The sequence below is a fragment of the Endozoicomonas sp. genome (assembly GCF_051008435.1).
Taxonomy (GTDB): domain Bacteria; phylum Pseudomonadota; class Gammaproteobacteria; order Pseudomonadales; family Endozoicomonadaceae; genus Endozoicomonas_A.
Genome location: NZ_JBPCXO010000535.1, coordinates 37,242 through 57,912, shown reverse-complemented (window position 1 = coordinate 57,912; position 20,671 = coordinate 37,242). Strand labels below are relative to the sequence as shown.

Sequence of the window (20,671 nt, the reverse complement as noted above, 5' to 3'; positions counted from 1 at the left end):
GCCATTAATTAATAGGTTCGCGAGCTCCAGTCCCCTTTGTCCAGAACGGGGCCCATATCCCAGCCATTGGGTGCCCCCTTCTGATCTTCCAGTGTTATAACAATTTTGGCCTTGGAAAGCCTGTCTTCCCATCCTTTGGGTATTGTCATCTCTTTGGTCCCTGAATCAGGCAGCATACCCAGTGAAACAGGCTCAACGCCATCAACAACCAGCCAGAGTTCACAGGCCTTCCCTACAGGAATCGAGTCAGGTTCTATGGTTTCCATAACCAGCTTTTTACTGTTCAGGGAAGCGTTGAGAATCCAGCCCGGATTTTTTTCCTGATTATTGACAACATAGACGTATTCCATGCCTGTCGGATTGATCGACTGGAAGTTCGCCAGCACTACCATCAGAGCTAAAGCCACGGAAGCAAAAGCCGAGCCTTGCCAAAACTTCAGACTGCTCCAGAATGACTCTGTACTGTTGTTGGTGGCTTTCTCAATGCTTTTCCAAACGTGCTTTGGAGGTTCGACTGGCGGTAGAGCCTCATTCAGGACATCCAAATGGTCTCGCCACTCTTCCACTTCACGCTGGGCATCATGACTCACAGCCATTAATGCCTCAAATTGAGCCTTTTTATCAGGCGTCAGCAAGCCGAGCACATAGTCTGCTGCAGCCTGATTTCTTTCGTCAGGATTGCCAAGATCTAAGCGGTCATGCATTCCTTCAACCTCATCAGTCCACGTCGTATCCACGTTTTCACTGTCCCAATAGGAACTTCCAGTTGGTCAGAAAGACTCTGATGAGTCATTCCATCAAAATAACTGAGTTCCAGACAGCGTCTCTGGTTATCATTCAAAGTTTTCAGACAGCGGTGAACTTCCTGACTATCCTGTCTATCAGTTGCCATTTGTTCCTGAGTGGAACTCTGGTCAACCTGAAGGTCAAGAGTTTCCGTTTCCATTTGGGGTTCCCTGTTCAGTTTCCGCAAATGGTCCAGTGCCTGATTTCTGGCAATGGTGTTCATCCAGGTCATGGGAGCAGCCTTACTGCTGTTATAGCTGGATGATGCCTGCCAGATCTTGATAAAAGCTTGTTGAAGACAGTCTTCAGAAAGCTCTTTGTCTTTCAATATACGCAGGATCACGGCATATAGTTTCGCCGAAGTCAGCTGATAAAGATGTTTTAAGGCTTTTTGTTCCCCCCGGGCACACCTGGCCAGGTCTTCAGCAAGGCTCTGGGGAGAGGGTGTTGATATTAGGGTGGACGTCAGACTCATTCCGGTTGTTCTGCTTATGGGTTAAGAGGCGTACTCTACCGGATTAATCGCTACCATCAAACCTCCAAAAATGACTACTTCTACCGATATTCAGTCATATAGGTGCACTAACCGCCTTATACAGGCCTAGGCTACATGCAACAGATCATCCATGACTTTGTCCTTCTCTTCGCAGTCATTGACCCTATAGGCACTCTGCTGCTTTTCCTGTCAATTACCGGAGGTTACTCTGCCAGAGACAGAAACCATATAGCTTTGAGAGCCAGCCTGTACAGTGGAGCTATCCTGCTGATGTTCATAATCGTGGGGCAGTTTCTGATGTCAGCCATGGGTATTCGGCTGGTATCATTTCAGATTGCCGGAGGCATTATTCTATTTCTATTTGGTTTGAAAATGATTTTTGGGGAAGATGTTTCACACTCCCATGATCGTGCTGAACCAGGTCATGACATAGCCGTTTTTCCACTGGCCATACCCTCTATGGCGAGCCCGGGTGCACTAACAGCCGTAGTAGTGTTAACCGATAATCGCCGTTATGGCATTGAAGACCAAGTGCTTACCAGCCTTGTCTTACTCAGTGTTCTATTGATTACTTATCTGTTGTTACTGGCTGCCAATACCATTCACAATTGGTTGGGAGACAGTGGCTCTGCAATATTGATCCGGGTAATGGGGATGATTCTGGGGGCATTGGCTGTAGAGATTGTACTGCAGGGGCTCTCTGGCCTGAGCACAGCACCGGTCACACATTTATAGGTTTCGGATAGCTTCCGACACACCGTTGTAGCACTCTCTTATATCAGAAAGTAGTGAATCAAATTTACCACTGTCTGCTTGTTTTACTGCTTCTTCGAGTTCCGTAGTCAGTTGTATCATCTGACTGGCTCCCACAATCATAGAGGCACCCTTGATACGATGAGCCAGACCGGCAATCTCACTGCTCAGCTTCTGTTTAATGGCTCTGTCCAAAGATTTAAGATCTTCTTCTGTAGTGTTGAGGAACTCATCCAGAAGGGTCTTCATCAGCGGAGCATCGCCTTCGGTTAATTGTTGCAGATTCCCAAGATCGATCAATGAATACCTCCTTTATATCTGGGTCAATTGGTGGGCAGCAGACGTCTCTTAAAATAGAGTGTCGTCGACTGATGCTAAAACTTCAGGAATTTATCTATGACAGCATGCAGAGCTTTATCGAAGAACTGAGTATCCTCAATAACACGGATACGTAGATTTTCTATACCTGACTTGAGTTCATATCCTGACATTTCCGCTATTTTCATGCCTGAGCTATTCACAAAGATATATCGATTACCGACGGTATTGATGGAAGATAATCTACAGCGAAAGTGCTGATCCTGTTTGCCTATGAACTCAACCCATTGACCCACGCTCAATTGAACATTGGTATGCATTTCCGGGATTACTTTCTCCAACACTTCATCTTCCACCGGGAGGACATCGACAACCTTGGGGATTAGAGTGTCTGAATCAAGGTGATTCTTATCCATGCGTTGACTCTGTAAAACGATCTCCTCGGTATCCGGCTCTTGCTGCTCTTCTTCATCGGTTGAATCAACAAGTGGGACGGTAATGACTTCTGCTTCTCTAGGAAATTCTATTGGCATTGAAATCAAGGTATTCAGCGCATGCATCCACTCAACTACGGTAAAGGGGTCATGTCCGCTCTCGTTCAGATAATCAAGCAGCATGTTTTTTAGAATGAGCCAATCTTCAGCTGTGACTGAATCACGATTTTCTGGCTGGAGATTCCATAACATAATGTCGAGTGTGTTGATTGCATCTAAGTAAGGAGTTTCTTCAGAGATCGAGACTATGTCGATGTGTTCGATGACTTCAGGCCAGGCACCATAAACCATTTTTTCTATGGAATCTGGTACGGTGTATTGATGGCTGGAAATGAGGTCGGTAATGAATGAACGATATTGTTTTTCTGTCTCAGGCTCAGGTTCAAGGACAACATCTTCAGAGTTAATGACTTCTTCATGCTTATCAGGTTCAGTTTGAGGAGGCTCAGTGCTGTTTTGATTCTGTTCTATAGACTCACTGATTTTGAGGAGTTTTTCGTTAAATGTTTTATGACAGCTGGAGAATATGTCAGGGTTCTGGGTGAAATGTTTGATAATGTACTTGACGGTTTCTTCAATCAATTCAATAACAGGCTGCTCGGTTGCTGGAGCCAGTGTCGTATGCATACCGGCAGAGGTCATATCATTAAGCAACTCTCTTGCAGCGTGATGGCGATCCGTTAAAAAACCTTCTTCCAGTAAGGCCAGTTTTAAAACAGGAATCTGCAGCAAACCAATCAGTTTTTTGACTTCATCCGGTAGTTCATGGTCGTCCAGAATAAATTCGAACAGCATGCCAACCATGTTGATAAGGTCACTATGCCTTGGTGAAAGCTTCTGTTTGACCCCTTTGTCTTTCAAAGCACTCTTGATAGATTCCGCAAGATTAAAAATAGAGGCTTGTTGACCTGAAAGCTCTTCCTGAATCGTTGTTAGAGTGGTGGCTAACTCAACACTGGCAAATATTCTTGCATCACCACTGGCGCTTGCATGGGGGATGTCTGAAGGGCTGTGAAGAAGCCCTTCGACCCTGGACACTAGCTTATTGGCCAGCTCATCCATGAAGGCGTCATTCCATAGCTTTGGCGGTTCATTTTTATCTGTCCCTGACTCAGAAGATCCTGGTTGTATGTGGGTAAAAGAGTCTCTACCAGGTGCTTCTGGTACAGTCTGAATATGTTTAGATTCAGAAAAAGGTTCATCTTCTGGGATTTCTGCAATTTTGGTAGCCGGTTTATTGGCTTCCAGCCCAGTAGACTCAAGATGGTCGTCCACTTCAAGCCAGAGTTTCATCACTGCGGGTTTTATTTTAAGAGCAAACTGCAACAACAGGTCTTGAGTTAAATCTGCTTTGAGTTGGACTGATCCAAGTGCCAGAGCAAAACTTTCACAAATTTTTTGAGCCCCCAGAGGATTTCTTTCCGGTTTTATATCCATCAATCCAGACAGCCTGTTCTGGATATTATTGAAATGTTGAAGGTTGTCATTCATGCTGAGTTGGTTGGCAGCATGTTGCCATGCCAGTTTTTTCTCAAGGTCACCATTTTCAATCAATGACAGTTCACTGAGAGAGAAAAGTGATTTTGTGTCGTCCTCTTCTTCAAGATCATGGAAGTGTGAAAGTGATTCTTCCTCGAAACGTTTTGCGATCTCATTTTTTGATCTCTCAAGATTATGTTTCACTTCCATGAATCGCATGATTTGAGCATTATTTTCGCCAGACTCTGAGAGTTCAATAACATGTTGAATCAGGTTAGTCAGAATGGGGTCGATAGAGGGGAGGATCAATTTTTGGAAAAAATTGATTAAAGAGGTGTTGATTTCACCTACTTGAGAGAGTTTTGCAGAACTCGGTAGCGGTACAACATTGCTCGACGTTCCTGTCATAAACCTTACTGCTCCCTGTATGACAATTAGATCTAAGCTCACCCTCTGGTTCTGGATAAAGCAACATGCCTGGCCGACCTGCTTACTGAATAGATTTTGCCTGACGGCGATGCACGTAGATCACTTTTGCTAATTGTAATTTATTTAAAGCAGTGGATTTATAATCAAAAGAAATAAAAAAAGCTATGTGAGTTAACTTTTGTCAAAGTTGTGACAACCGTTATAGCTTCTTAGCCTTCTTTCAGCTCTTTAGAAATTTCCCGAGCTTTTTCCATGGCTTTGTTAAAGCCGTTCTTGAACAGGTTCTCCCTGATCTGTCTCTGAAGTTCTTCTGGGCTGATCATACCGTCTTCCACATCACCGGCTTCTGCATCTTTCATTTCAGCTTGCTTTTTAAGATCAGAAAAGCGTTCAGCCTCTGCAGCATCAATTTGCTGTACTGGCTGGGTAGGGTCAACTTGCCCTCGATTGGAAGGTTGTAGAGGTTCAGCATCATGGTTGGTGATCATTTTTCTCTCCCTGAGTTGATCAGTTTGATGAGCGGTAGAGTCTATTCTTATTTATATCGCCCATAACCATACTTCAGTGTAGATAATCGAGTTTTGAGAACGAAATGGAAGTTGTTCTATAGATCATGGATTGTTATTTCTAATCTGTGTAAGAACAGAGGGTTCATATCTTAAAGCCCTCCATAGCTTCGCCGACAACTGGAATAGTTATGTTTGGAGAATGTTATGAGTGGCCAGCACTTCACATTGACCATCAGTCAGAGCACAACAGACACAGGCGATTTTGCCATCCATATGAAAGAGGAAGGTAAGCCTGAACAGCTGCTTGTACACCTTCGGTTCATGCATCTACCTATGATGGACGAAAAATACCTCGACGACGTGGTGGGTGTTCTAGCGCGTAAACTTGCCAAACGTGTCATTGAATGGCGGGTAGCACCGGACCTGAACCCAGAAACCATGCCTGATGCCCAGGATGAAGCAAGAGCTGTTGTAGATGCCGTTCTGGATAAAATGAAAAAAGGACAGTAACTGTCCTGATGCTCTTTATTTCACTTCTTAAATACAATTCGTGATAGGCATTGACTGATCAATTCTGATCCTTTGCCTTTCATCTGTTCAGCTTCTCCTGCCTCTGGAAAAGATGATCAACGTTCTGATTTATCTGAGTGCCTCATTTCATGGATATGACCCGTTACGTCAATACATTTGGACGCTATCTGCGGACAAAGTATGGAGAGAAGGTTCATAAAATTTCTGTCGATGCATCCTTTACCTGCCCTAATCGTGATGGCACTAAAGGTATTGGCGGTTGTACTTTCTGCAACAATGACTCATTCAGTCCTTTAACGACAAAAGCGGGCTCCATCTCAAAACAGATTGAGGAAGCCAAAGAAAGAGTCACAGAGCGGACCGGAGCCAGAAAGTTCATTGCTTATTTTCAGTCTTACAGTAATACCTATGGTGAGGTGGACGATCTCAGACGTTACTATGATGAGGCTCTGTCCGATCCGGATGTCATAGTGTTAGCAGTGGGAACCCGTCCGGATTGTGTTCCTGATCCAGTCTTGGAGTTGCTGGCGGGTTATCAACAAAACGGCTATGAAGTCTGGCTGGAGTTGGGTCTGCAATCGAGCTTTGATGACTCTTTAATCGCAATCAATCGCGGGCATGGATTTGCTGAATATGAGGATGCAATAGATCGTGCCAGAACGTTCGGCCTGAAGCTTTGCACTCACCTGATTATGGGACTGCCAGGTGAAAAGCCAACAGATACGTTGATCACCTTTGATCGGGTAGTCGCTTTAGGGGTTGATGCTGTAAAGATTCATCCGCTGCATTTTGTAAAAGGGATCCAGCTGGCCCGTCAGTGGAAAAGCGGGGCAGTTTCTGAACTGACTCTGGAACAGTACACAGAGGTTCTATCTGAAATATTGACTCGGGCACCAGCGAGCTTGCTGTTTCATCGATTGACGGGGTCAGGGGATCATCAATACCTGATGGGACCTGAGTGGGTGAAGCATAAATGGGATGTATTAGGCCATCTATACCGTAAACTGGAAGCAAAAGCGGCAGCAGCATGACCTGACGAGATAACTTCAGCCACACAGTATTTTGCCGATTGAATATCTGATGAATTGATCATGTCAGGCTATAGATATGCGCTTTGATCTCGGTAATGGATATTGTATAAGAAGCTTTCTGTATGGTGATGCGCCATCGCTATCACGTCATGGTAACAATTGGAATGTGGCCAAAAATCTCAGGGACAGTTTTCCACACCCCTATACCATTGAGCATGCCAGAGCATGGATTCAGCATGTGAAAGAGAATGAAGCGGATACCCGTTTTGTGATTGATCACGAAGGGGAGGCAATAGGTGAGATTGGTTTTGTTGTTCAACTGGATGTACACCGTTTTACTGCTGAGATTGGATACTGGTTGTCTGAGTCACATTGGGGAAAAGGTGTAATGACTGATGCTCTCAGCAGGGTTACTCAATATGCTATGGATGAGCTGGGTATGGTCCGTATCTATGCCGATGTGGTCGACCATAATCAAGGCTCTGGAAAAGTTCTCGAAAAGTGCGGGTTCCAACTAGAAGGTGTCTTCAGAAAGCATATTTTCAAAGGAGAAGAGTACTTTGATCAATATGTTTACGGTTTAGTTCGCTCAGACGTTTAGTCATCATTCGTTGAGTTGTTTCTGAGCGAACATCTTTATTCATTCTGCCTTTACTCCCTGTCCAAAAAGTCTTTATAGAACTCTCTAAGAGAGAGGGTTCTGTGCTCTTTGAAATGTCTCAGGGTTAGATCGATATACGACCGAGAGGCTGTACTGTGATCTCTTCAGTCAGCTCCTGGTGAGACAATACAGCCAGATCATAGACTTCCAGCTCCAGGAGTTTTCTGACGTATCTGCGTATATCCATGGAGGTGATCAGGACAGGCTTATGTTCAAGGTGTCCAATCTTGCCTACCGTATTCTTTACATTTTCAACGAAGCGGGCAGATTGAGAAGGATCCAGTGCTAGATAGCTGCCTGCAGAGGTCTGTCTGATTCCACCTCGAATGGTATCTTCAACATCCTGATCGAGGAGATAAACAGGCAGCATGTTTTTACCGTTGGAATATTTGTAACTGACATAGCGTTTCAGTGAAGAGCGGACATATTCCGTTAACTGAACAACTTCCTTTTCTTTATGACCCCAAACGACAAGAGCTTGAAGAATCGATCTCAGGTTTCTTATGGAGATGTCTTCTGAAACCAAACGCTGGAATATTTCTGTGATTTTGTTAACGGGAAGAAGGCGCTGGACTTCCTTGATCAATTCACCAAAGGATGATTCCATTTTCTCGAGAAGGTAGCGAGACTCCTGAATACCGATAAATTCCTCAGCATACTTTTTCAATACATGAGCCAGATGGAATGTAAGAATCTTCGGAGCATCCATATAGTTAACATTATTCTTTTCCAACTTCTCTTTTTGACTGTCTTCAGCCCATAAAGTGTCAAGGCTGGGAAGGAAGTCATCTTCTTGCTCGTAGGGGATTTTCAGCATTTCCAAATGATCCACTGTTTCACGAACAAAAACATAACCCGGTCGAAAATGGCCGTTGGCGACAGGAACTTCCTGCAGCATGATTGAGTATGTGTTATCCATCATGGAGTCATTGAAACGAAGGTGGATACCTGGGAAAGGCACCCCCAAATCCATATACAGGGCTTTTCGAACTTTCAACAGTTCGTCGTTAAGCATTTGGGTGTTCAATGTTTCCTGAATGGAAGTAGGGACATCAATAATCAATGGCAGGGTTTGGGTAAACTCTTCCTGCTGGTCCAATCGGGATCTGGCTTCTCCCGCAGTCTCAGTCGCTGCTGCCATGGCAGGAATACCACCTTCGGCCTCCTGAGCCATTTCGCGGGTGTTCTTTCTCAGCAGGTAATAGCCACCACCACCGATCATCAGAGCCAGCATCAGAAATATGAAAGTAGGGAAGCCGGGGATCAGGGCAAAGCCTAAAAGCAGTACACCACCTACCAGTAATGCTTTGGGCTTATCGAGCAGCTGTCCACCAATTTCATTACCCAGGTCCTTGGAATCTTCGCTGGAAACCCTGGTAACAATAATACCTGAAGTAATGGATATCAGTAGAGCGGGGATCTGGGAGATCAGACCGTCACCCACAGTCAGAATGGCGTAGAGCTGCAGGGCCTCACCAGTGCTCAGGTCATTCATGGTGGTACCAATAGCAACACCTGCAGTGATGTTCACAAAGATAATGATCAGGCCTGCAATAGCATCACCTTTTACAAACTTCATCGCACCATCCATGGAACCGTACATCTGACTCTCTTTCTGTACCAGCTCCCGGCGTTTCTGAGCTTCTTCCATCTCAATGGATCCAGCTCTCAGGTCGGCGTCGATACTCATCTGCTTACCAGGCATGCCATCGAGAGAGAAACGTGCACTGACTTCTGCGACCCTTTCAGAACCTTTGGTGATTACCAGGAACTGGACAATGGTGATGATCAGGAAGATTACAATACCTACGATAAGGTTACCGCCAACCACGAAATTACCGAAGGTATAAACAATTTCGCCGGCATCAGCCTGAAGGAGAATCAATCGAGTAGTGGTAATTGAAAGCGCCAGTCTGAATAGTGTTGTAACCAAAAGGACGGCAGGAAATGAAGAAAATTCCAAAGGTGATAACAGATAGATAGACGTCATCATTAAAATGAATGACAAGCCCATGTTAAGAGCAATCAGAAAATCCACCAGAACGGTGGGCATGGGTAGTATGATGAGACTGACAATGACTACTAGCATAGCGGCCAGCAGCAGGTCATTTCTTTGACCGAGCTTATTCAGCCCTGCGACGACAAGGTTCATGCTTCACGACCAGCCTGTTTGCAGGAGAGAGCAGTCTGGTCAAGCAAGAGAGACTACTTTACAGCGGCTTTCTTTCTCTTTTTGAGCAGTGCTCGCCCCTTGATCCATTTAATGGCCCGGGTATCCATTCCAGGCTTCGCGTACTGGAGAAAAGTATCGGCGGCCCTGATGGAATCTTCAGGTTGATCAATTTGCAGGTAGGCATAACTGAGCATTCGGTAAACATCGGGGTTTTTTGGTTCAAACCGTTTAACAGCTTCCAATAAAGCAATAGATTTTCGCGGCTGGAGATATTCCATATAATAAGAGGCTTGCGCCAGTAGCCACTGCCTTAATGGTTTATTCATGGTTTGTGTTCCCCTGAGCTGTTTATTAACCTGCGACCAGAACGTTCCGGGTCATGGACAGGTATTCCTGTAATTCTTTTGATTCTTTTAAAACGGCCAAGGCAGCTTTTGCTTCAGGCCATTCATCGGCATGCTTGCTCAGAAGACTTAAAGCCATATCGGTCATCATGTGATGTTCATCGGGGGACAGTGAGGGCGCTTTGTCGTTCAGGGTTAGAGCGTATTTCCTTTCCCTGTTCTGGAAAGTACGGCCCATTTCAAGGGCTTTCCAGAAATGAGCTGAAATACTGTCGCCAGAGGGTTTGAAGGAAGATTTGTCTTTTGGGAAGTCTTTATCAATAAAATCATTATTGACGAATGAAATGCCAGAAAGACCGTTTTTAAAAGACACGTCCATAATTCAGAGCCCCAGTTAAAAGGAAATGATTTTCTTCGCTTTAGACATCGGCTGGATGACAATAAACCGTAGAACTGGCTCCAGAAGTGTGTAAATGATTAGAATTGAAGGGTAATCTTGGATACACTGGTTTTATTCTGTTGTATATTTTAATTAGCTATTAAAAATAAAAAATTAATTAGAAAAAGTTTATTTAGCCGTTAACACCTTTATTCGCAGGTTGTTTAGAAGATGGGCATGGAGGCACTCTTCGGATGGGCTCAAAAACTCTCAAATTTTGGCTAATCTCGGTGCCTGTTCAGGCTTTGTTGATCTCTTTACTCTTTGCCAGCTTCTGGTCGCCCTCTTCATCGGCTGCAGTTTGGTCCTCTGGATCCAATTCTGACACTACACGAAGACATATTGTCCGTCCCGGCGAATCACTTTCTATTATTGCGCAGAATTACGGTTTTGAGCTTCAGGAGTTAGCCGAGTACAACAACATTACCAACCCTTCAAAACTGCTGGTGGGGCAAACTATATACCTGCCAGATAGTGCTTCCGAATCTGTTCAGCCAGAGTTTCAAACAACTCGACCTGTTACTGAAACCCCGGCTCAAGTATTGGATGCAACAGCATTTCCGCCCACAAGATCCAAGCCTGATGAAGAAGAGTATTTTAAACTGCAACAGTGGATGGGCAGTCAGAAGCAAACGACAGGCATTGAAAGTGTCGATTACAACTATGTAAGAAAGGTGCCAAAACCAGATAGTACGGCAGGTTTTGATATCCCTTTGGAAGGAGGATCTTCTTCCGAAGCAACAAGTGCGTCAGAGTCTGCAACCAAGCCTCCAAAAAGTGTTAATACTGTTGGCAGGGAGTTGCAGGAAGATTCAGAAGAAGAGATTAAGGATTCAGAATCTCCAGCCCTGGCTGTCTTTGGAGATCGCCCTTATGCCTATTATGGCAGTGGGGAAGATCTGGTTGAGTCATTACAGAACTTTGCTGCCAGCTACTATGTTCCGGTCGTTATCTCTGAAGAAGTTATTGGTGAAGTGAATGGGAAAATTGGTCCACTAACCCCCGTCGATTTTCTGGATCATATGGCCAATATCTATGGGTTTATCTGGTATTTTGATGGTCATTCCCTCTATATCTACAGTGGCAGTTCAGCTGAGCAGAAAATTATCAGTCTTGAATACATGACAACTCAGGGGTTCAAGAGCACGCTCAAAAAAGTGGGTATCTGGGATGGACGTTTTTTCTGGAAGGAACAACCAAAAGACGGGTTGGTTTATGTTTCTGGCCCTCCGAGATACATCGAGATGGTGAGCCAAACGGCTGAATTACTCGATAAAAAAGAAGGTGAACGTCAAAAGAGCAAATTAACCGTGCGTATGTTCAGACTCAAATACGCTTGGGCGACTGACAAAAGTTTTAACTTCAGAGGTCAACAGATCATTGTTCCAGGCGTAGCCACTTTGTTGAAAAGTATTGCCAGTGGAGGGGGGGTTTCCAGCGTAGAGCGTAAACCCGTTGAGACTTTGAAAATACAACCTGCAAAAGGTGTTGTACGTCAAGGCGTTTGGAATAATCAACAGGCGCAGCAGCCACAAGAAGCATTGAATTCCGGTGCAAAGGTTGAAGGGGCTTATATCAGTGCAGATCCAAGACTGAATGCCATTATTGTCCACGATCTGGAATCCAAGATGGCCATGTATGAGGGCTTGATTGAATCTCTGGACAAGCCTTCCTCTCAGGTTGAAGTCAGCGTCTCGATTATCGATGTCAATACGGATGATATAGAAGCCCTGGGTGTTGACTGGAACAATACCCGGGGAGGTAATTCTGAAATTAAATTTGATCCTGGATCTTCAGCTTATAAAGACGACTTCTCTTCTTTTACCACTGTTCTGGGGATGAGCATTGGCAGCTTTAATGCCCGGCTCAGTTTGTTGGAAGATGAAGGACGCGCCAAGGTCGTTTCGAAGCCTTCTATTCTCACTCTGGATAATCTGGAAGCTGTTTTTGATAACAGCAGTACTTTTTACGTTCAGGTAGCCAGTCAGGAAGATGCTGAATTGTTTCCTGTGACGTCCGGTACAGTTGTGCAAGTTACTCCAAGGATTGTGAAAGAAGAGATAGGCCGCCGGATTCATATGAGTGTGAATATTCAGGATGGTGGCGATTCTAACGATCAGAATCTTACTCTGCCAAGAGTCACAAATAGTTCGATAAGCACACAGGCGATCGTAAACGAAAATGAAAGCTTGCTGATTGGTGGCTTTTATAAGGAAAGCCAGAACAATAAAACGACTAAAGTGCCTGTGTTAGGTGATATCCCGGTCCTTGGTCGATTGTTCCGGGCTGATAAGAAGCAAAACACCAGTCAAATGCGCCTGTTCCTTATAACCCCTCGTATCCTTAGTGCAGGAGTTTGAACGGGCAGTTCTCATGCACTTACTCCCCTTGTGTCATATCTCTGTTATCAACCACCTGTAGATTCGTATTTATTCGAATTAGTAAACATATAGGTTTATTTTGTACTATAAGTTTCGTTATAGTTTAAAAATATTCGCAAATTTTCGTTTTTAGGTGTGAGTGAATGAAACAAGCACAGGAAGAGGGCCTTTTTGATATCTACGTTATTGGTGGGGGTATCAATGGCGCAGGTATTGCTGTGGATGCAGCTGGCAGGGGTCTCAAGGTCGGTCTGTGTGAAAAGTCTGATCTGGCAGGGGCTACTTCATCAGCCAGCAGCAAGTTGATTCATGGTGGTCTCAGATATCTGGAGCATTATGAATTCAGGTTGGTCAAGGAGGCTCTTGCAGAACGGGAAGTTCTGTTGAAAATGGCCCCTCATATTGCTTCACCCATGCGTTTCTGTTTGCCTCATAGGCCGCACCTGAGACCGGCCTGGATGATTCGTGCCGGATTGTTTCTCTATGACAACCTGAGTGCCCGGGTTTCTTTACAAGGATCAAAGTCTCTGAAGTTTGGTCAGGATTCTGCGCTGAAAAATACCTTCAGGAAAGGTTTCGAATACTCTGATGCTTGGGTCGATGACGCCCGGTTGGTGGTGCTGAATGCTATGGAGCTTCAGAGAAGAGGCGGGGAAGTTCGTACTCGAACCGAGGCATTGCATGCAAAGCGGGATCAAGGAGTTTGGCAAATCACCCTTCGTGATGAAATCACTGGGGAGGAGTCTATCGTTCGCAGTCGTGCTCTGGTGAATGCAGCGGGGCCCTGGGTTCAATCTTTCTTCGATGATGGACTGAAGAAAAAATCCCCCCGAAAAATCCGTTTGATCAAAGGCAGTCATATCGTTGTTCCTCGTATTCATGAGGAGCCCCGAGCTTATATTTTACAGAATGAAGATAACCGGATTGTTTTTGTCATTCCCTACCTGGATAAATACTCTCTGGTGGGAACAACCGATGTTGAATACAGGGGTGATCCTGCTGATGTGTACTGCACTGAAGATGAAAAACGCTATCTTTGCGATATTGTGAACAAACATTTCAAAAAGCAGATTTCTTTGGAAGACGTCGTTTGGGATTACTCTGGAGTGCGTCCACTCTGTGAAGATGAGTCAGACTCTCCTCAGGCAATTACCCGTGATTACACCATGGAGCTGGAAGATGAAGGTGGTAAAGCGCCTCTCCTTTCAATCTTTGGGGGAAAACTCACTACTTACCGTAAGTTGGGTGAAGCGGCTGTTGGTAAACTACAGCCTTATTTTACTGATATGGGCAATAGCTGGACCAAAGACTGCCAACTTCCAGGCAGTGAGCAGTTTAAGAGCGTTCAGGCGTGTACTGAAGAACTCTGCAATGCTCATCCCTGGCTGCCTGCCGATATAGCTGCCCGTTTCAGTGGTACCTATGGAAACCTGAGCTATCGTCTGATAGGTAAGAGCCGCTCTCTGAATGACTTTGGTGAACATTTCGGTGCCGGTCTTTATGCTGCTGAAGTCGACTACCTGATTGAGAGTGAGTGGGCTTACAAAATGGAAGATATTTTGTGGCGTAGGAGCAAGCTGGGAATTGAGCTGGATGAGTCCGGTAAAGCAAGATTGAAAGCCTATTTATCAGAGAGATTACCTGAACTGATTCCTGGGCGTTTCGGTAGTAAAGGTTCTCCATTGGAGAAAGTTGTCTAAAGGTGGAGACGTTAGTCCTACCTTTCATCTATAATTTTCTATTACAGTCACAACCCTTCAATGATAAATGCAATCCGTCAACGCTCTTTTTAAATGTCGTCGTATTGCCGCCATAGGTGGTGGCCATGGTCTTGGTAGAGTTATGGCCAGTCTTGGCTTTATGAAAGATCGCCTTGCTGGCATTGTTGCTACCACTGATGATGGTGGTTCCACCGGCCGGTTAAGGGAAGCCAGTGGCTGCATAGCCTGGGGCGATCTGAGAAACTGCCTTAATCAGCTTTGTTCCGATAGTCCCAACCTGGCGCGTATTCTTTTTGAATATCGCTTCAAGGAAGACAGCGGAGAGCTGACACACCACAATCTTGGCAACCTGATTCTTCTGGCTATGGATCAAATGTGTGTCCGTCCCATGGATGCGATCAACCTGATTCGGCAAATGCTTCAGGTTGAAACCGATCTAATCCCTATGTCTGAGGAGCCTGCCAGCCTCGCAGCCATGCTTGATACTCAGCAGGTGGTAGGTGAGACGACGATAGATGCTTTGGACCAGAAGCCTGATCGTTTAATGCTGATTCCCGACATTAAACCAACTCACGAAGCCCTTGCTGTTCTGGAAGAAGCTGATCTTATTATTCTGGGGCCCGGTAGTTTTATGACCAGTATATTGCCGGCGTTGTTGATGAAAGATGTGGCTCAGGCTATCCAGAAAAGTGATGCCTTAACCGTATTTATCGGTAACATCAGTCCTGAGGTTTCAGCCGTCAAACAGATGGCCATTGGCGAGAAGTTGAACTGGATGAGAGAGATGACCGGTGTTTATCCAGATGTGCTTCTATGGCCTGAAGAACGAGAAGCACCAAAAGGGATAGAGTGTTCACTGCTTCAACAGCCCCTGGCAGATCCTTTCCAGCCAGGAGCTCATAGCCGGGAAGGAATGCGAAGGGCTCTGGATATACTGGTAGCGAACCATCTCAATTATTGAGGCATTAACCTGATGGTTATTGCCCCTTGCCGGTTACCATGACCCACATGGTCTTGAGCATGATAGTAAAGTCCATCTTCAACCAGTCAGCTGGACTGCTTAACGCTAACGCATAAGCATGATCGTAGGCTACTTTGTTTCTCACATCATCGATGGTTTCATCGTAGCTCAGGTTAACCTGGGCCAGTCCGGTGATGCCCGGGACAACATCAAATGTCCTTTCGGTATAGAACGGAATGTTATCTTCCAGCTTATGGCACATGCCTGGGCGTTCTGGTCTGGGACCCACAATGGACATGTCGCCCATAAGAACATTCCAAAGCTGAGGCAATTCATCTAGACGAGTCTTACGAAGAAAATGACCTACTTTGGTGACTCGGGGGTCATTCTTTGCAGCCCAGACAGGGCCGCTTTTGGCTTCTGCATCAGCACTCATGGTTCTGAATTTGGTCATTAGAAAAAGGCTTACATAGTTCTCTCTCTGATAACCAATACGCATCTGCCGATAAAAGATCGGACCAGCGCTGTCTTTTTTGATAGCTAAGGCTATGAAGGGATAGAGAGGCAGGGTCAAAATTATTCCTACTACTGCCAGGGATATGTCCATTACCCTTTTACCGAGAGCGGTAATAGGGTGAACATAAGTTACATCTTTCATGGTCCTACTCCTTGGTACATCATTTTTATCTCCGGCTTTTAACCGAATAACTGCGGGGTATGCCAATCACATCCCCTTACTGCTTATGGCCGATACAATCAGTTTTGTATAGCCCGACTTCTTTTATCTTTACTGGCAACTTTCTTCCACTGTCCAGACTCTAAACCGGTCAGGTATCGAACCAGTCCCACTGCCATCGCAACGTGTCCCGACATAATGTAATAAACAATTCTGGCTAGCTTCCATGACGGCTGCTTTTTTAACAGTATAAAAAACAAAGTGAATATGTAGACGGCCAGCTGGGCTATGAAGATGGGTGTGAAGACAAGGTAATGCTGCATAAGCAACCCAGATGAAATCAGGATAAGAGTGAAAAACACTGGCATTAAAGGCCTAAGGAACTTCCCGGATAAGAAGTTAAAAGCAATCCTGCCGAACTTGGGGTTGAGTAAACCGATATGACGAATGGCCTGTTGGACATTGCCAGCGGCAATTCTTTTACGCCGATTAAAGTCCATCTCATTGCAAGCCTGTTCAAGCTCCAGTGCCATGATTCGTTCATCATAAAGGCATTGGTAGCCCTGCATGACGATGCTGACAGGCAGCGTAAAGTCATCATTGATCGTATCAGGCGGCAACTTCTCAAACAGGTCACGGCGAAACGCATAGAAGGCTCCGTGCACACCCAGAGTGGCGCCAAGTGAGCTCTCCTGGGTCTTTATCTGTCTCTGGTAACGCCAGTAGGCCTGCTCTCCAATGCTCAGAGAATGAAAGAAATGGTAACTGCCACAGATAACACCGGTTTCTTCATAACTGAGCTGAGCAGCGGCGACGAGAAGGCTGTCTGTAGAAAGTAAGGCTGAGATGTCTGACAGTGCTACAACATCACATTGGCATAAGCTGATGGCTTCGTTAAGAACGGCAACTTTTCCGCAGTTTTGAGGTTTTTCAACTACCTCTATATCAAGGTGACAGTTTTCTATCTGGCTGGCAGCCCGTCTAGCCTGTTCTGCTGTGTCATCAGTGCAACCATCACAAACAACAATGATTTTTAGTTTGTTCTCAGGATAATCAATGGCTCCAAGATTATGAATTTTGTCTGTGATGACAGCTGCTTCATTGTGGGCAGGCATGATCAGACAAACTCTGGGCAACATATGGTCCAGAGGGCTGATACGGTAATGACGATGGTAGTAAGGGGGTGGTGTTGTCTGACCTTGCTTGGCCAGCCACTTCAAAACTACGGGATACCCTACGTGGTGATAGATTACGATGAAAGATGCTATCAGGAATACAGACAACAACAGCCATTCCATTACAGCTTGCCTCCCTGATACAGCTGAACGTACTGATCAATCATTCTGGTTAAGTTGCCCTTATGCACCACAAATTCTCTGGCAGTCTCTCTAGCCTTGTCGGTGCATCCTTTCTGAACTTGTCCGGCCAGAGCTTGAGCCAGAAGATCCTGATCGCCAGCGTTGACCAGCATACCATCGGGTGCAAGGGCTTCACTGCAGCCACCGACGTCTGTTAGCACTACATTCCTGCCACAGGCCTGAGCTTCCAATGGTGAAAGAGGGAGTCCTTCCCGTAGCGATGCCAGACAAAAAACATCGATGGCATGAAAGAATGCGGGCATATCTTCAACGACATCGAGAAAGTGCACTCTTTCCTCGATACCAAGAGATTTGACTTGTTCTTTCAGGTCACCTTCAAGCTCACCGCCGCCAGCCAGTGCCAGATGAGTGTCATCCGACAGTTTCGAAAAAGCAGAAATGAGAACATCATGAGCTTTCACAGCAGTCAGTCTTGCTGCACAACCAATTAATGGGACGTCTTGTGGTAGAGATAATTGTCTACGGGCCTGTTTCTGATCACCGGGCTGAAAGCGTTCTGTATCAATCCCGTTCATGATCACTGAAGGTTTAAACAGGGGGATATATTGTCTAATACTGTCTGCAACTAATTCTGCATCAGCGGCAACTGCTGGACGGAAGAGATGGAAAAAGCTGCCTACTAACAGCCTTCGCTTGATATTGGCAAGGTGCCAGGCATCGTGTTCAGTATGTACATGGCGGCATGACGCCAACTTGGCAGCTATGCCTCCATAGAGCATGGGGCCTACATGGTGCGAATGAACAACATTAATTTCCAGTGATTTAAGCAGATCAGCCAGTTTCTTGATATCCCTGAATTGAATTCCGGGCTGTTTGTTCAGAAAATGCAGCCTTGGTATATTTTCCAGGCGAGGCCAGTGGTTGCAGGCTGTTTCCTGATCTCCTTCCAGGCTGATGATATGAACCTGTTCAGGGTCCGGAGCTCTCCGTTGCAGATCGAGAACCATTGTTTCGATCCCGCCAGGGGCCAGATGCTGAACAATCTGAGCAACAACGGACTTCTGGCTCATGTGCTCTCTCCTGAGAAGGTGTCAGTTTCCGGGCTGTAAGTCAGGCACAGTGCCTGTGGCATTGCTGGCAGGCGAGTGATTACAGGGACACCCGTCATGGTTTCAACGGTTTCTCTCAGCCTGAGGCTGGTGTCAGAAATTTCTGCGATGGCAGTGAGGCCCGTCCCAATACCGAGGCCTGCAAAGAATCCGGCAACAACAAATAAGATTGAGGGAAGGGTATTAGGCTTGCTGGGTGTGAAGGGCTCATCAATTACTTTGATTCTCTCCAGTTCCTCATAACGTCCAAGATCTCCCGAGACTCGAGCCATTTCATAACGCTGAAGGAAGTCTTCGTAGAGCTTCATCTTGATGTCGTAGTCTCGCTGCAATTCATTGAGATGCCTTTCTACCTGAGCGAATGAAGTGACCTTGCTCTCCATTTCATGAGCGATGCTCTTGATGCTTTCTACCTCATTGTGCAGACTGATAACCTTGGCATTGGCTTCCTGAACAGCTTGTAGCTGCGAGGCCAGAATGGTGGTAGAGCTTGTTCTGGTTTCGTCTAACTGAGTCGGTGCTGTTGCAGCGAGATGCCATAATCGCTTGATATCTTCTGGCTTGAGCTGACTGGTTTCACTGATCATTCGTTTGCGTTCGCTTTCAAGTCTTTCCTGTTCCCGAAGTGATGCCTGCACTCTACTGTGTTGCTCTGTGTATCGAGAGCGAAGCAAGCTGAGGTCAGCTCTGACCTGTATTAACCTTTCTTCCAGCTTGCCTATGACCGGGTTTGTTTGAGCAAGATTATTATTGAACTCATTCAGAGCAGCTTCGGCACCGGCAAGATCCGTTTTCTTTTCCATGAGCATTTGTCTGAGCTCGGCCAGCCGAGTGATATTGGCCTTGTGGAGTTGTGGCAACTCAAGGGCATATTGAGCTTTATACTCAGCGAGCTTTTCCTCTGCGCCATTGAGTGCTTCACGCTGTCTCTGCAGCTGATTTTTCAGAAAGTCTTCGGAAGTGGTCGTCCAGGATTTATGGGGGGCGAGTACAATGGATAAAAAGTGCTTTGTGACCGTTTCGAGCAAGAATGCAATATCGGTGCGGTTTTCAGAGCGATAATAGATCTTAATCAACTCACCACCAAATACGATAGAAAGTGACCTGGAGAGCTCCTGAATCTGCTTGTCTATTTCTTCTTCGGTCGATTGGTCGGTAATGTAACCAAGATCCCTGGCTACTGCTCCCAATACATTCCGGCTTTTAAGCAAAATTTTCAGGGCAGACTGCCGCTCTTCAAGGCTGGTCGACAGAGAGAAGTCTTCGAGAATAGGATTCAGCTCACTGGTGTCCTGAAGAAGAATGGTTGTGTGAGCTTCATAAAACTTTGGGGCAAGAAAACTGGCAAAAAAACCTATAAAGGGCATGATCAGCATCGGTACAACGATCATGTATCGCCTGCGCCAGGCAATAGCCAGAAGTCTTAAGAGATTCCTCAGTACATCATTGGACACTGTCACCTCCTAGAACCTGAATGGTGACGGTATCTTGTTCCTGATCAGGTAGATAAAGTTCTTCTATCTGGTTTGAATAGTCTTCTAGGTAGTTTCTCAGTTCCTGGACCCTGACCCAGGCATCATTGATAGATTCAAAGCCTTCATCTGATGAGGGAGAGATAGACAGAATGATGCTCAGATTATCTCGATCTGGCAGCGTCTGGAAAAACAGTTTGATCACTTTCTTCTGATGCTCAGAGATATGATTAGCGTCATCTTCATAGTTCAATGAAAGCTGCCGGCGGTACATATTGTTTGAGATGGTCAGATCTTTGGATTCGGAGCGTAATTTCTCTATCGCGTTGAGCAGCTCTTCTTCAGTTTTGGGGGGCTGTTCAGTCAGAAGTTTTTCAAGAGGAGTGACAGGCTGATTGGCACAACCTGAGAGCATGGCCAGTATCAATAAAAGCCATGGTATTGAATGTTTGATGACTGGAACCCTGTTCACATCAACTTCCCTGTTTGACTCCCTGATTCATCTTTGCCAAAAGGGAGTACTGTCATTCTTTTAACGAATCGGCTGAAATAAAAGCAACAAATGTCGTAAGAGTTGTTTTATTGACAG

General features: G+C 45.6%; 20 protein-coding genes. 7 read left to right on the top strand and 13 right to left on the bottom strand.

Annotated features, from left to right (window positions below):
• Positions 1–8 precede the first annotated feature (8 nt).
• Positions 9–704 carry an anti-sigma factor gene (locus tag ACR2PX_RS27355; RefSeq protein WP_434002528.1) on the bottom strand — a complete coding sequence of 232 codons (696 nt, stop codon included), beginning with the start codon at positions 702–704 and terminating at the stop codon, positions 9–11.
• Positions 689–1,261: an RNA polymerase sigma factor gene (locus ACR2PX_RS27350; RefSeq protein WP_434002527.1), complete on the bottom strand. Its 573-nt coding sequence runs from the start codon at positions 1,259–1,261 to the stop codon at positions 689–691. Before ACR2PX_RS27350 ends, ACR2PX_RS27355 begins: the two co-directional genes overlap by 16 nt.
• A 135-nt stretch (positions 1,262–1,396) precedes the next feature.
• On the opposite strand from ACR2PX_RS27350, the gene ACR2PX_RS27345 reads away from it, so the two are divergent.
• A complete protein-coding gene (locus tag ACR2PX_RS27345; protein WP_434002526.1) occupies positions 1,397–2,017 on the top strand; it encodes a MarC family protein in 621 nt (206 codons plus the stop codon).
• Here ACR2PX_RS27345 and ACR2PX_RS27340 read toward each other — a convergent pair.
• The 3 genes from ACR2PX_RS27340 to ACR2PX_RS27330 form a co-directional block, all read right to left on the bottom strand.
• The gene (locus ACR2PX_RS27340; protein WP_434002525.1) at positions 2,012–2,335 is read right to left on the bottom strand and encodes an Hpt domain-containing protein; all 324 of its coding nucleotides are present in this window, start codon (positions 2,333–2,335) and stop codon (positions 2,012–2,014) included. The genes ACR2PX_RS27345 and ACR2PX_RS27340 overlap by 6 nt on opposite strands.
• 74 nt (positions 2,336–2,409) lie before the next feature.
• A complete protein-coding gene (locus ACR2PX_RS27335; RefSeq protein WP_434002524.1) occupies positions 2,410–4,734 on the bottom strand; it encodes a DUF1631 family protein in 2,325 nt (774 codons plus the stop codon).
• A gap of 230 nt (positions 4,735–4,964) precedes the next feature.
• Positions 4,965–5,243 (bottom strand): hypothetical protein, encoded by a 279-nt coding sequence (locus tag ACR2PX_RS27330; RefSeq protein WP_434002523.1) that lies wholly within the window; start codon positions 5,241–5,243, stop codon positions 4,965–4,967.
• 225 nt (positions 5,244–5,468) lie between these two features.
• On the opposite strand from ACR2PX_RS27330, the gene ACR2PX_RS27325 reads away from it, so the two are divergent.
• From ACR2PX_RS27325 to ACR2PX_RS27315, 3 genes are all read left to right on the top strand, one after another.
• Positions 5,469–5,774: a hypothetical protein gene (locus ACR2PX_RS27325; RefSeq protein ID WP_434002522.1), complete on the top strand. Its 306-nt coding sequence runs from the start codon at positions 5,469–5,471 to the stop codon at positions 5,772–5,774.
• Positions 5,775–5,923: 149 nt separating this feature from the next.
• Positions 5,924–6,826, top strand: a complete 903-nt coding sequence (locus ACR2PX_RS27320) for a TIGR01212 family radical SAM protein (RefSeq protein ID WP_434002521.1) — start codon at positions 5,924–5,926, stop codon at positions 6,824–6,826.
• Positions 6,827–6,902: 76 nt separating this feature from the next.
• Positions 6,903–7,427, top strand: coding sequence for a GNAT family N-acetyltransferase (locus ACR2PX_RS27315; RefSeq protein WP_434002520.1), 525 nt, complete (start codon positions 6,903–6,905; stop codon positions 7,425–7,427).
• Positions 7,428–7,551: 124 nt separating this feature from the next.
• Here the strand turns inward: ACR2PX_RS27315 and sctV are convergent, their stop codons facing one another.
• From sctV to ACR2PX_RS27300, 3 genes are read right to left on the bottom strand one after another with little or no spacing between them, the layout of a single operon-like run.
• The gene (gene sctV / locus ACR2PX_RS27310) at positions 7,552–9,639 is read right to left on the bottom strand and encodes a type III secretion system export apparatus subunit SctV (protein WP_434002519.1); all 2,088 of its coding nucleotides are present in this window, start codon (positions 9,637–9,639) and stop codon (positions 7,552–7,554) included.
• Between the two features lie 53 nt (positions 9,640–9,692).
• Positions 9,693–9,986 (bottom strand): hypothetical protein, encoded by a 294-nt coding sequence (locus ACR2PX_RS27305; RefSeq protein ID WP_434002518.1) that lies wholly within the window; start codon positions 9,984–9,986, stop codon positions 9,693–9,695.
• Positions 9,987–10,011: 25 nt separating this feature from the next.
• On the bottom strand, positions 10,012–10,383 hold the full coding sequence (locus tag ACR2PX_RS27300; RefSeq protein ID WP_434002517.1) for a hypothetical protein: 372 nt from the start codon (positions 10,381–10,383) through the stop codon (positions 10,012–10,014).
• Between the two features lie 254 nt (positions 10,384–10,637).
• On the opposite strand from ACR2PX_RS27300, the gene sctC reads away from it, so the two are divergent.
• From sctC to yvcK, 3 genes are all read left to right on the top strand, one after another.
• Positions 10,638–12,803 (top strand): type III secretion system outer membrane ring subunit SctC, encoded by a 2,166-nt coding sequence (gene sctC / locus ACR2PX_RS27295; RefSeq protein WP_434002516.1) that lies wholly within the window; start codon positions 10,638–10,640, stop codon positions 12,801–12,803.
• A 164-nt stretch (positions 12,804–12,967) separates the two neighbouring features.
• On the top strand, positions 12,968–14,524 hold the full coding sequence (gene glpD, locus ACR2PX_RS27290) for a glycerol-3-phosphate dehydrogenase (RefSeq protein ID WP_434002515.1): 1,557 nt from the start codon (positions 12,968–12,970) through the stop codon (positions 14,522–14,524).
• 67 nt (positions 14,525–14,591) lie between these two features.
• Positions 14,592–15,506, top strand: a complete 915-nt coding sequence (yvcK, locus tag ACR2PX_RS27285) for a uridine diphosphate-N-acetylglucosamine-binding protein YvcK (RefSeq protein ID WP_434002514.1) — start codon at positions 14,592–14,594, stop codon at positions 15,504–15,506.
• Positions 15,507–15,522: 16 nt separating this feature from the next.
• Here the strand turns inward: yvcK and ACR2PX_RS27280 are convergent, their stop codons facing one another.
• From ACR2PX_RS27280 to ACR2PX_RS27260, 5 genes are all read right to left on the bottom strand, one after another.
• Positions 15,523–16,164, bottom strand: a complete 642-nt coding sequence (locus ACR2PX_RS27280) for a sugar transferase (RefSeq protein WP_434002513.1) — start codon at positions 16,162–16,164, stop codon at positions 15,523–15,525.
• A 98-nt stretch (positions 16,165–16,262) separates the two neighbouring features.
• Positions 16,263–17,480, bottom strand: coding sequence for a glycosyltransferase family 2 protein (locus ACR2PX_RS27275; RefSeq protein ID WP_434002512.1), 1,218 nt, complete (start codon positions 17,478–17,480; stop codon positions 16,263–16,265).
• Positions 17,480–18,571 (bottom strand): glycosyltransferase, encoded by a 1,092-nt coding sequence (locus ACR2PX_RS27270; RefSeq protein ID WP_434002511.1) that lies wholly within the window; start codon positions 18,569–18,571, stop codon positions 17,480–17,482. Before ACR2PX_RS27270 ends, ACR2PX_RS27275 begins: the two co-directional genes overlap by 1 nt.
• Positions 18,568–20,064, bottom strand: a complete 1,497-nt coding sequence (locus tag ACR2PX_RS27265) for a GumC family protein (protein ID WP_434002510.1) — start codon at positions 20,062–20,064, stop codon at positions 18,568–18,570. The genes ACR2PX_RS27270 and ACR2PX_RS27265 overlap by 4 nt, the downstream gene beginning before the upstream one ends.
• Positions 20,054–20,554 (bottom strand): hypothetical protein, encoded by a 501-nt coding sequence (locus ACR2PX_RS27260; RefSeq protein ID WP_434002509.1) that lies wholly within the window; start codon positions 20,552–20,554, stop codon positions 20,054–20,056. Before ACR2PX_RS27260 ends, ACR2PX_RS27265 begins: the two co-directional genes overlap by 11 nt.
• Between the last annotated feature and the right edge of the window lie 117 nt (positions 20,555–20,671).